This window comes from Larkinella insperata (assembly GCF_026248825.1).
In the GTDB taxonomy this organism is placed as follows: Bacteria; Bacteroidota; Bacteroidia; order Cytophagales; family Spirosomataceae; genus Larkinella; species Larkinella insperata.
This window is the reverse complement of the sequence record NZ_CP110973.1, coordinates 2,524,075-2,535,822: the sequence shown is the minus strand read 5'-3', so window position 1 is coordinate 2,535,822 and position 11,748 is coordinate 2,524,075. Positions and strand designations below refer to the sequence as shown.

The window sequence follows — 11,748 nt, the reverse complement described above, 5'->3', positions numbered from 1 at the left end:
TAGCAGCAGGTAAGTGTTTTAGTCGATGGCATAGTTCAAGGCTTGGGGTTTAGTCATAAATTGTTATTGGCATTCTCCACCCGTAATAATGATGCGGGTTCCTATTATATCGTAATGTGCTTTGAGGGAAGCACAAACAATATCGAGTTTCGTATAAAGCGATTGTTCGCGCAGATCAGCCGTAACGGGGCAACTTTTTAATGGCTCGTTGCGCACGGTAATTTCTATTCCGTAAGCCGCTTCCAGCACCGTTATTACATCCCGCAAAGGCGCATCTCCAAACTTGAAGACATTGGCGGATAGCGTTTTCGTTGCAGCCTTTATAATAACCGGCTGGTTCACCAGGCCCGTCACAAAGCGACTACTTTCTGTATAATATGTTACTTTCTGATTTGGCGTCAGGAGGTGCGCATTCGTCATTGTTTTATCGCTGGCTTTCCCCACCATTACTTTACCGGTCAATACGGCTACTTCCAGGTGTTTACGTCCAACATGAATCGTAAAACTGGTTCCTACAACCCGGGTTACAATGTCGCGGCTATGGACCAGAAAAGGTTTCGCCGGATTTTTGGCGACATCGAAAAAAGCGTTCCCGTTTAAGTACACGACACGCTGGTCTTTTGCAAAGGATTTCGGATAGTAAAGACTGCCGCCCGGTTCCAGAACGACGTGCGTTCCATCTTCCAGAACCACCTCTTTCTTCCCCTTCTCCGTGTTGGTAACGAGTTGTAAGGCGGGCCGGGTACGGCTAACCCCGTTTATATCACCCCTCCCGTTTTGGTAGGAATAATAAAGCCATCCCGATAGGATGAACAGCACCGCAGCGGCAACTTTCAAGTACGGTGTCTGCCACCACCTCGTCCATAACGGAATGACGGCGGCATCCCGATTCGCCTGTATTTGATCCTGAATTCCCTTCCAGATCAAGGCTTCCCGCTCGCTTTGATCCAACCCGTTTTGCCCGGCCTTCGTTCGTCTGCCGGAGCCGGATGGCCAGTCAAACACCTCTGCGTGCTGATCAAAAAAATCATAATATGCTTCCACAAACCGTTTTTCTTCCGGCGTAGCCTTTCCTTCTACGTATTTTTTAAAGAGGCCCCCTAATTCACGCCGGTTTTCAAACGGTTCCATGAGGTTGTGTTTATAGGTATGTACCGGTATTGAGCAAAACTCCCAAGCCTGTCCAAAAAATAATTGAAATAATTAAACCTATCCGCAAATGCCCGGTTAGCAGTCTCTACAGCGGAATAATGGAAGCAAGGAGGGCGGCAAGAAGAATACGGGCCAGACGAGCCCGTAATGCCGTTGTGGCGGTGTGTAACTGGTTCTGAACGGTTTTCTGCGAAACGCCCAGACTGTCAGCAATGTCGGCAGTAGAAAGGTCCTGGGAGTAGTACATCAGGAAAATTTCGCGCCTTTTTTCGGGCAGAGCCGCCACCCATAATTTAACCAGGTTCAGGATTTCCTGCTCCAAAAGCGAGTCGTCGGAATGAATTGGCGATGTCAGGATTGCCTCAAACGCGTCCAGGAGGTCGGCAGTACCGGGCTGCCGGGAAACTTGTTTGAGCACCTGAAACCGAACAGCCGTAAAAAGATAGGCGGGTAAATTATCAATGGTATGCTGTGCTTTGCGTTCCCACAGATCTGTAAAAACATTCTGGACCAGATCCTGACACTGGTCTTCGTTACGCAAACGCTTATAAGCCGAACTGTACAGCCGTTGCCAGTATCGGCGGTATATTTCCGCGAATGCTTCCTCATCTCCCTCCGCCAGAAGCGGCAAAAGGTCGTGGTCAACATAATCGCTGTAGACAGACATATGCTAAAACAGGTTTTAGCATAAAAGTAAGACAATTATGGACATTTCTTGAGGACTACAAGGCTAATTGTTAAGGCTTTGATCAGCGACCAGCCTGAAAGCCAAGCCGTAGGCTGATTCCCCCCGAACCAAGCATTAAATTCTCGCGGGTAAACGGTCCAATTGGATATTTCAGATACGGTTCGGCGGATAACCGGAACTGGCTACCCATCCGACGTTCAACACCAATGGAAAAGTTGAGCAGCCGCCCCCAGTAAATTCGACCAAAAGCTGGTTCGGAGTGATTGACGATTTGCTGCTCCGTCACGTACTGCGTGACGGTTTGTTCCTGCCCGTTTGTGCCCATCACCAGAACAACTACTTCTTTCTGCTGCTCGTACGTTTCCGCGTACCGTTCGTTCAGGAAAGCCAGAGACGAAAAACCGGCTTCGATGTAAAAACCCATTTCGGACGACCCTTTTGGCCGGAAACGGAGGTTAATCGGAACGTCGATGGTAGTCAGCCGGATGTCGGTGGAAACCAGATGAGGGCTCGACAAGGCGATGATGGGCCCGGACTCCGTTGTGCCGAGTGTCTGCCGGGCCATCGACAGACCAGTTGACAAACTAAACCGCCTGCTGATCGGTAACTCGGAAAACAGTCCCCCACCCAGAGCCACCGCAGGCGAACTCCCGGCGGCATGCACCGACTGCGGAGCCAGACTGACCCCCCATACGGGGCCGGTTTTCGACGGGTTTGTAACAGTCACTTGCGCTCCCTCCACCTGCACATTCAGCGGCAGGCCCAGCGGTCGAAGCGACCAGCGGTAACCAGGCCGGGAGCGCGGTTTTATCCGGGCAAACGAACCCGACGAAGTGGCCGATTCATCGGTTGCTGCTGGAAGGTTTGCCGCCCGTTCGTTGGAGAAAGAGGCCGACGGCTCCGAAACTATCAACGGATTTGGTTCGGGGGCGCTTTTCGCCCGAAGCCTATTTAGCATTGGCTTATTCCTTACGTCGGTACGCGTTGTACGCACTTGTTGATGAGCAGGTAAAGCGTTTTCCCATGCAATACGGTTTTGAGGTAATTCCTGATTCTGCGGCACTGATGACGGGGTGGCTGATCGATTTGCCGTAACGGCTTTTTCTTCCACCGGCCGAATAGAGGGCGGTTGAGCAACCGATGGATGCGCAACATCCGGCTTGGGTTTCGGACCAACCGGTCTGAGGGCCAGTTTCGCGGGTTGAGACGGGCCCACGTACAGCCAGAGCGGCACGCCCAGCAAACCGAGCAGTAGACAAGCCGCCATTGCATACCGTAACCAGACAACGGATTGTCGATGCCTGCGCCGTTGCTGCAATCGCTGAAACTCCTCCCACGAGCCGGGTTCATAAGGCACTTCATGCTGCCCTATGGTTTTCCGGATGTGTTCGGTCAGCTTTTTATGGAAAGAATCTTTCATTGTGATTCGGAAAAAAACTCTTCACTAACCGGGCCAACTGCTCTTTCGCCCGCACCAGATACACCCGCGACGAACTAGTCGACAGGTTGAGTTGCCGGGCAATTTCCTCGTGCGAATACCCTTCGATTTCGTAAAGGTTAAAAACCATACGGTATTGCACGGGCAGGTGTTGCAGCAGGTTCAGGATGTCGTCCGCCGTCAGTTGGCTGATCACGGAATCTTCCATCGCAATTGTCTGCCCATCCGCCTGGTCCAGATCGAGAGCGTGGGTGTGTTTGGCCAGTCGGCGGTAATGATCAAGCGCGGTGTTGACCACAATCCGGCGCAGCCAGCCGCGAAACGTTTCAGCGAACTCATACCGGTCGATCCGGTCGAAAACCTTCATGAAACTGTCGTTGACCACGCTGCCCGCTTCCTGCCGGGCCGGGTGGTAGCGCAGCGCAATGGCCATTAGAAACCCGTAAAAATGCTTGTAGAACATTTCCTGGTGTTGCGGACTGCCGTTGCGGCATCCTTCGATGAGTTGTCGTTCGAAAGGCGTACAGTCGGGTGCCACCGGATACGGGCGGTAAAAAGAACGGGGAGCCGCGCGGCTCCCCGTTCAACGCTGGATAGTAACTTATTTATTGGAGACGCTGCCGTCCGGGTTCAGCGTGGTGTCCTGCTCCTTCGACCCGTTGTAAACGACAAACGTTGTATTGGAATGATCGCCCTCGCCCACCACTTTCGTGACGTCGATTTTGAGCGTGTGTTCCCTATCAACCGGGCAGCCGAATACTTCCGCCGTTTCGTGCAACAGCGCCAGGTGAATCGTCGGTGGGTAGATCATGATCTCCACTCCGCTCCAGACGGCTTTGAACGATTCGGGAGAACAACCGCCTTTTACTTTGACGGTCAGAACGTTGCCCTCACGGCTTACGTTTTCGATGGTAAACGGGATTCCCTGGGCTTTGGTCCGGGCGTTCATGGCCCGGTCGTATTCTTCCTGGCTCTTCACCAGCGTAGTAAGGCCCTTGTCGGACGGAATCGGTTCGTCGTTGCCCGAATTCTGATTACAGGCGCCGAGGGCCATCAACAGCACCAAGCTCAACAGGGCGATGATTTTTTGGTAATTCAGGAGGCTGGATAGAATGAACGTTTTTTTCATGGTAGTAGATGATGTTAAAGTATTCACCACCATGACGTAAATCGGAAACGAAACGCTACAGGCTAGCCCGATATTTCTTGAAATACCGTTAATTCACCGCAACACCCACCACGCAGGTCTGGTTGTAGGACTCCACCAGATCACCAAACCGCTTCCAGTCCCGGCGGGTGGCGGCCGGAAACTTCTGCACAAAAGCCGGGCAGTCGCCAAACAGGGCTTCGTGTTCATCGTCGAAGGTGCCTTTCTTGACAATTCGGGCGTTGGTCTGGTCTTTCACCACCACAAAGCTGAGGTCTTTCGGGTTGGTAGCGATGGTGAAGTTGCCGAAGGTGTACTCCGCATTCTTTTTCCAGCCATTGGCGTCGAAGTACAGCGTAATCTTTCCGGGATGGCTCAGCCGTTCGAGCAGGGCGGTTTTGCCGTCCTTGCGCGGATTCGGCACCCGTTCGAACACAATCTGCTCCCGTTCGCGGGGAATGGCGCCGGTTGTGTAGGCAAACTTGGGTATATCCTGGGTCACCAGCCGCAGTTTTTCCCCCTTGAAGGTCACTTTTTTATCGTCGGTCAGCCGGACCACGATGCTGGCGGGGGCGTCATTCACCATTGTGTTCACCCGGACTTTGCCGCGGATGGTATCATTCTCGGTTGTAACCACGTAGCCATCGGCCCAGGAGGTGATAGCGCCCAGTGGCAGGTACTGGGCCATACTTGCTGTCGTGCTGAGCAGCGCAAAGCAGAAGCTGAATGTTAGCGTTTTCATCATTTATTGTTGTTTACTGGTTTTCAAAATTAGGTACCAGCCTGATTGGGCCGGCAAATTTTTATGTAAACGGTAGCCCGTTTTTCACCTCCGCACTAACGGAACCGTTACCCGAAACTCTTCGCCATCGTCGCTGATGACCAGCGCTGGTAACCCCAGCCGCCGAAAACGGTCGGTCAGCGTGCCCAGGCCGATGGGTGTAGCGGTTACCCGCAACGGCTTGCGCTGAATGGGATTGGCAACCTGCAACTGGCCTTCATCGGTGGTACGGATCTCCAGCCACAACGGTTTTTCGGGCAGAATGACGTTGTACCGAATGGCATTTTCGACCAGCGTTTGAAGCGTCAGCGGGGGCAGCAGGGTGTCGGGCCACGGGTCGTTGATTTCAACGGTGTAGGAAATAGCCGCGCCAAACCGCTTCTGAATCAAAAACAGGTACGAATGGATGAAATTGACTTCGCTCCGCAGCGGGGTCAGCTCCCGGTCGGCTTCCTGCAACAAATACCGGTAGACGCTGGCCAGTTCGTCCAGAAACTCCCCCGCCAGTTTCTTGTCCTCGGTGATGAGCGACGACAGCGAATTTAGTGAGTTGAACAAAAAGTGGGGATTGACCTGATTCTTTAACGTGTCGTACTGGCTCTGCAGGGCCACTTTTTTAAGCGCTTCGGCTTCCAGAATGGCTTCCCGGTTTTTTTCGACGTAGTACATACTCTCGTAAAGCGCCCCGACCACAAAGGCGAACAGCAAGGCCATGACCAGGTGAATCAGGTAGACGCGCGGAAATTCCGGGGGAGCAATCAGGCCCGTCAGATCCAACTGGCTGACCGTCCAGGTCTCGGCCAGTTGCAGGGGAACGGTAAACAGCACATACCCGCCGAACGTCAGGAAGAGCCGTTGCCGAAACTGCGTCTGGTCGGCATACCGCAGCCGGACCCGCATCACCCACCACCGCAAGACCTGCCAGGTGATCGCCGTCGAAACCATGCCCCAGCTAAATGTCTGGACAAAAAGCCGCCATTCGTAGCCGTACTCGTGCAGGTAAAAAAGCACGAACGGCAGGACCGCCAGCGGAACGCCAACGACCTGGAGCCATTTGTCGTTGATCGGTTCGGCTCTTCTCAGCAGTTCGGGCGTATTTAAGGTAGTCACGGACACGTTCTACTCCTGATTTGGATGTGGTGGTTACGGAGGTTGGAAACCGCTCATTAAAAGTAGTCGGCCCGCTGGCGGTTTCAAAAAAATGACGGCGGAATTCGCATTTTTGCGTACCCGACTGCAGAAAGCACCCGCTGGCTTTTTAATGTTATTTGATTTCATTATTTTCAGGTTAAATTATAGAATTCCACTACCAAACAGCGTATTTCTATGATTTCTAAACCCTTACTCCAAAAATTAACCGGGATTGCCGGACTGGTCGTTCTGCTGGTCCTAGCGGCATCTGCGCCGAAGGAAGATCACAAAACGCTGGAAATTGGTGCGTCGGCCCCGGATTTTTCGCTACCCGGTATTGATGGCAAACAATACAGCCTGAAAAGCTTTGCCGGTTCGCCCGCGCTGGTGGTTGTTTTTAGCTGCAACCACTGCCCCACCGCCCAGGCATACGAAGACCGGCTTATCCGGATGGTGTCGGATTACAAACCCAGGCAGGTCAATTTCGTCGTTATTTCCCCCAACAACCCCACCACCGTCAGCCTGGCCGAGTTGGGTTATACGGATTTGAGCGACAGCTTTGAGGAAATGAAAATCCGCGCCAAAGCCAAAGGATACAACTTTCCGTACCTCTACGACGGCGACACCCAGGCCACGGCCTTGAAGTACGGCCCGGTGGCGACTCCCCACGTTTTTATTTTCGACAAAAACCGCAGGCTGCAGTATGCGGGCCGGTTCGACGCCAAAGAGAAACCGGGAACGGGCAACGCCGAAGACGCCCGGGCGGCTCTGGATGCGGTATTGGCGGGACAGAAAGTGCCGGTTCCGACGACCAAAACATTTGGCTGCTCGGTTAAGTGGCTGGAGAAAGATGATTACATCAAAAAACAGCAGGCTGAATGGGCGAAACAACCGGTTTCCCTCGAAGACGTTGATGTGGCTGGGCTGAAAAAGCTGATTCAGAACGACTCCGACAAACTGCGGCTGATCAACGTCTGGGCTACCTGGTGCGGCCCCTGCGTGCAGGAGTTTCCCGATTTCATCAGCATTGACCGGATGTACCGCGAGCGGGATTTCGAATTCGTTTCCGTATCGGCCGATAAACCCGATAAAAAAGCCAAGGCGCTCGAGTTTCTGAAGAAAAAGGAAGCGTCCAACAAGAATTATATTTTCAATTCGGACGACAAATACGCCCTGATCGAAGCGATTGACCCGAAATGGCAGGGCGCGCTGCCCTACACGATTCTGGTGGAACCGGGCGGCAAAATCGTCTACAGCAAACAGGGCGCCATCGATGTGCTGGAAATGAAACGCCGGATTGTGGAAAACCGCTTGATCGGACGGTATTATTGAGGATTTGGCCGGATGCTGAATACTAGACAACTTACAATTGATTATCTGACATCTAGAATCCAACCTCTTTCTCAAACCAGCACCACCTCCTCGGTCGGATCGATCCGGAGCCAGAGCAGGCCACTGCACAGGAGGAGAAATGCAATCAGAAACAGCGGCAGGTTGAAATCGCCCGTGACGTTAACGATGTACCCAAACAGGACGCCCAGAAACACGGCCCCGAGTTGCCCGATGGTGTTCATGGCCCCCGATACCATGCCCGATTGGCTCCGGCCCACATCGTTGCAGACCGCAAAGGAAACCGGCAGCGTCAGGTCCTTGAACCCCATGCCCAGCGACAGGAAAATGGCGGCCGTTGCGTTGTCGCTGGTCAGTGCCGACAGCAGAATCATGGCCGACGACAGCACCAGCCCTACGATACCGACCACCCGCCGGCCCACCTTCAGGCCATACCGTTTAGCCAGCCAGTCGCTCAGGTAACCGCCGGTAAAACAGCCGATGGCACCTAGAAAAAAAGGCAGCGTGGCAAACAACTGCATTTCTTCCTTACCGAAGTGACGGCCTTCGCGCAGGTAGGTTGGTAGCCAGCCGGTAAAGAAATAGGCTCCGTACATGTAGAAGTGGAACATCATCATGATGGCCCACATGTTCGGGCTCCGTAAAACCGCGCCCCAGGGAATGTGGTGGCTCGCCGTCCGAAACCGCCGGTTTTGCTCGATGTGCTCCAACTCCCCGGTGCTGATGGCCGGTTTTTCGCGGGGAAAATCGCGAAACCAAACGTACCAGCAAACGGCCCAGAGTAACCCCAGGATTCCCATGGCGTAAAAAGACGCCCGCCAGCCAAACTGGGTGGCCACCGGCACCACCATCCAGGGAGCCAGCATTCCGCCCACGCGCCCGGCCGCCCAGATATAAGCCTGCGCCCGGCCGGTTTCCTGTCGCGGAAACCAGCGGGATACCACAATTGACGCGTTGGGATACGCCCCAGCTTCGCCCACACCGAACAGAAACCGTACGACCACTAAGTACAACCAACTGTTTGCCGTGCCTATAAGTGCCGTAAAAACCGACCACCAGCCGACGACCCGCGTCAGAACCCGGCGCGGACCCAGCCGGTCGCCGAGCGCACCGGTTGGCAGTTCAAACAGGGCATAGGCCAGGGCAAAGGCGCTCAGTACCCAACCCCACTGGTCGTTACCGATTCCCAGATCACTCTTGATGTCCGACGCAACCAGCGAAATGCAGGTGCGGTCGATGTAGGTAATGGCCGAAAGCGCGAATAAAAAAGAAAGGACCCGTGAGCGGTAATTCATGGAAGAGTTGGTGGTAAATCCAACTCAAAATAATGAAATAATGAATGGTACGGGTACGGTTTTCAGGATTTCAGAAAATCCGCGCGCATGGGGGTAAAAACGTCGATCAGTACTCCGGCTTCCAGCGCTAAGGCGCCGTGCGGTACGTCGGGCGGTACGTGGTATACATCACCGGCTTTCAGTTCCCGGGTTTCGTCGCCAATCGTGACGGCAAACCGGCCGCTCTCAACGTAGCTCATCTGCGTGTGGTAATGGTGGTGAACAGCCCCGACACCGCCCGCTTCAAACGCCACCTTGACCAACATGAGGTTGGCGTCGTAGGCCATGATTTTACGCCGGACCCCGGGGCCAGCCTCTTCCCAGGGTTGCTGGTCATCATTGATAAATGGACTTGAAACAGCCGCCATGCCGTAGGAATTAAGTGAGTCGTTCGTTGCAAAAATACCAGAATGGATGAAAGAAAGAAGACCGCCCCCCCCTCCTGCCGACAATAGTTTTTGGCATTTCCCGCGAAAACTCAACAATTAACCAAGTATCTTAGTTGAATAAATTCCGAGCACTGTCCGCGCGATCTATTTATTTTAACGCCCTTGGATTCTACGATTGACCATTTAAAGAATGAAAATGCCCGTTTGCGGGCGCTGATGGACAGCTCACAATCAGCGCTGTATCTGCTAAAACCGGTTTATGACGGTCAGGGTCAGATCACGGATTTTGCGTTTATCATTGTTAACAGAAAGTTGTCGGCTTTTATCAATCAGGAACCGGAAGTTCTTACTGGCGCGCTCTACAGCCAGTGGTTTCCGCAGTACAAAACCAACGGTATTTTCGACTATTACTGCCGGGCATTTGCCCAACCGACGCCCCTTCAGTTTGAACACCATTACATCACCGACGGGTCGGACTCCTGGCTTACGCTGGAAGCCAGCCGCCAGGGCGATGAACTGCAGGTGACGTTTCTGGATATTACCGAAAACAAGCGGATTCAGTACCAATTGGAAGCAACGATTCACCAGATCAAAAATTCCAATGAAAACCTGGAGCAGTTTGCCTACATCGCTTCGCACGACTTGCAGGAGCCGCTGCGGAAATTGCAGGCGTTTGGCGATGTGCTGCAAAGCCAGTTTGCCGATAGCCTGGTGGATGGCGAAATAGACCTCGTCCGGCGGATTCAGAATTCGGCCAAGCGCATGCAGGTGCTGGTGCGCGACCTGCTGACGTATTCGCGGCTGTCGACTCAGACCGAATCTTTTGAAAACATTTCCCTATCGCGCCTGATTAAAGAAGTGCTCAATGATCTGGAAATGATGATTACCGAAAAGCAGGCTACGGTTCGGGTGTCGGCCCTGCCGAATCTGCTCGGCAATCCGCTCCGTCTGCGGCAGTTGTTTCAGAACCTGGTTGCCAACGCCATTAAATTCCAGAAAGCCGATCAGAAACCACTCATCCAGATCAGCGCCCGCCATGCTGAACCGCATGAGCTACCCGAAGAGCTGGAGGAGCAGGCACACCGCTTGTTTCTGCTGGTGGAAGTAGCCGACAATGGCATTGGTTTCGACGAAAAATACAAAGCCCGGATTTTTCAACCGTTTCAACGGCTCGAAAACCGTTCGAAATATAGCGGCACGGGAATCGGTCTGGCGATCTGCAAGAAAGTGGCCGAGATTCACGGCGGAGCGATCGACGTAACCAGCCAGATCGGACAGGGCTCCACGTTTAAAGTGTTCCTGCCGGTTTACGGGCGAACCGGTTAAGCCACCGGCTGATCCTGCCGTTGAGTGTGTTTGAAAATGTCGTGATAAGCCCTAAACGTCCGGTGCGCGGCCTGGACGATTTTGTCGTGCTCCACTTCCGGCTGTCCGGCCAGAATTCCCCCAAACGCTTTCCATTTTTCCAACGCTTCGGCTCCGTATCCCCGGTAAAAGCGGGCGTTTTGCAGCACCGGCTTTAATTCGGGGCTTTTTTGCAAGTGATGAAAAACCACCTTCCCACCCAGCATAGATCCTTCGCCCACGTAAGCCGCGCCCAGTAGTTCAACGGGCGACCAATCCGCAAACAAGTCGGATTGAGGATCAGGTAAAGGAATGTTCAATTCGGCCAGATCCGCTGTCAGCCAGGGCGTTTTCCGGCGTTCGTTGGGGTGGTATGCCTGAAAAAATGCCGGATACCGGTCGATGGTCGCTTCCAGGGCGTAATGAAACAGCCAATGCACCCGGAGCAGGTGGCTGTATTGTTCCAATGATAACTGACCGGCCTTCAAGGATTCGGTATACAGTAGTTCTTCGGTTTCTTCGTGTACCGCACGGGTTTCGTACCTCAATCGTTCCGCTAACGTCATTACGTGGTTACAACATTGTTATCAATCAGCCAGAAATCGCAAAGCCGTCGTAACAATTGATTAATTGACTGATAACTACCGGGTTTAACAACATAGGCATTTGCTCCCAGGGAAAGTGACTGGGTAATATCCTGCGGGCTGTCGGAGGTGCTGAAAACCACAATCGGTAACAACCGCGTCCGGGCCAGGGAGCGAGCTTTCTGAATAATTTCAAAGCCACTGTATTCCGACAAATCCAGGTCGAGCAGCAAAAGCTTCGGCAACGGAGCCGTGTCTTTCTGGTACCTTCCCTGGGCGTTCAGGTAATCGATGGCTTCGGAGCCCAAATTGATTACTTTATAGGAGATATCCTTCTCCATTTTACGAATGACCCGACTAAAAACGTCGGCATCATCCGGGTTGTCTTCCACATATAGTACGTCCAACAT

Annotated in this window: 13 protein-coding genes; 2 read left to right on the top strand and 11 right to left on the bottom strand. The window is 53.3% G+C overall.

Annotated elements, in window-relative coordinates; genetic code table 11:
• Positions 1-63: 63 nt before the first annotated feature.
• The 7 genes from OQ371_RS10350 to OQ371_RS10320 form a co-directional block, all read right to left on the bottom strand.
• A complete protein-coding gene (locus OQ371_RS10350; protein WP_265993686.1) occupies positions 64-1,131 on the bottom strand; it encodes a FecR family protein in 1,068 nt (355 codons plus the stop codon).
• 106 nt (positions 1,132-1,237) lie between these two features.
• Entirely contained in the window at positions 1,238-1,819 is a 582-nt protein-coding gene (locus OQ371_RS10345; RefSeq protein ID WP_265993685.1) for an RNA polymerase sigma factor, read from the bottom strand.
• Positions 1,820-1,901: 82 nt separating this feature from the next.
• Positions 1,902-3,260: an outer membrane beta-barrel protein gene (locus OQ371_RS10340; RefSeq protein ID WP_265993684.1), complete on the bottom strand. Its 1,359-nt coding sequence runs from the start codon at positions 3,258-3,260 to the stop codon at positions 1,902-1,904.
• Positions 3,241-3,816, bottom strand: coding sequence for an RNA polymerase sigma factor (locus OQ371_RS10335; protein ID WP_265993683.1), 576 nt, complete (start codon positions 3,814-3,816; stop codon positions 3,241-3,243). Before OQ371_RS10335 ends, OQ371_RS10340 begins: the two co-directional genes overlap by 20 nt.
• A gap of 63 nt (positions 3,817-3,879) precedes the next feature.
• Positions 3,880-4,407: a hypothetical protein gene (locus tag OQ371_RS10330; RefSeq protein WP_265993682.1), complete on the bottom strand. Its 528-nt coding sequence runs from the start codon at positions 4,405-4,407 to the stop codon at positions 3,880-3,882.
• 88 nt (positions 4,408-4,495) lie between these two features.
• Positions 4,496-5,170 (bottom strand): hypothetical protein, encoded by a 675-nt coding sequence (locus OQ371_RS10325; RefSeq protein ID WP_265993681.1) that lies wholly within the window; start codon positions 5,168-5,170, stop codon positions 4,496-4,498.
• An 81-nt stretch (positions 5,171-5,251) separates the two neighbouring features.
• Positions 5,252-6,316, bottom strand: a complete 1,065-nt coding sequence (locus OQ371_RS10320; protein WP_265993680.1) for a sensor histidine kinase — start codon at positions 6,314-6,316, stop codon at positions 5,252-5,254.
• A gap of 216 nt (positions 6,317-6,532) precedes the next feature.
• Between OQ371_RS10320 and OQ371_RS10315 the strand changes: the two genes are divergently transcribed.
• Positions 6,533-7,669: a redoxin family protein gene (locus OQ371_RS10315; protein ID WP_265993679.1), complete on the top strand. Its 1,137-nt coding sequence runs from the start codon at positions 6,533-6,535 to the stop codon at positions 7,667-7,669.
• A gap of 71 nt (positions 7,670-7,740) precedes the next feature.
• Here OQ371_RS10315 and OQ371_RS10310 read toward each other — a convergent pair whose 3' ends face one another.
• Entirely contained in the window at positions 7,741-8,982 is a 1,242-nt protein-coding gene (locus OQ371_RS10310) for an MFS transporter (RefSeq protein WP_265993678.1), read from the bottom strand.
• Positions 8,983-9,044: 62 nt separating this feature from the next.
• Positions 9,045-9,389: a cupin domain-containing protein gene (locus tag OQ371_RS10305; protein ID WP_265993677.1), complete on the bottom strand. Its 345-nt coding sequence runs from the start codon at positions 9,387-9,389 to the stop codon at positions 9,045-9,047.
• A 183-nt stretch (positions 9,390-9,572) separates the two neighbouring features.
• Between OQ371_RS10305 and OQ371_RS10300 the strand changes: the two genes are divergently transcribed.
• Positions 9,573-10,736: a PAS domain-containing sensor histidine kinase gene (locus OQ371_RS10300; RefSeq protein ID WP_265993676.1), complete on the top strand. Its 1,164-nt coding sequence runs from the start codon at positions 9,573-9,575 to the stop codon at positions 10,734-10,736.
• Here OQ371_RS10300 and OQ371_RS10295 read toward each other — a convergent pair.
• Both OQ371_RS10295 and OQ371_RS10290 read right to left on the bottom strand, forming a co-directional pair.
• Complete coding sequence (locus OQ371_RS10295) at positions 10,733-11,320, bottom strand: biliverdin-producing heme oxygenase (protein ID WP_265993675.1); 588 nt, start codon at positions 11,318-11,320, stop codon at positions 10,733-10,735. The two genes, OQ371_RS10300 and OQ371_RS10295, sit on opposite strands and share 4 nt — an antisense overlap.
• Positions 11,320-11,748, bottom strand: coding sequence for a response regulator (locus OQ371_RS10290; RefSeq protein WP_265993674.1), 429 nt, complete (start codon positions 11,746-11,748; stop codon positions 11,320-11,322). Before OQ371_RS10290 ends, OQ371_RS10295 begins: the two co-directional genes overlap by 1 nt.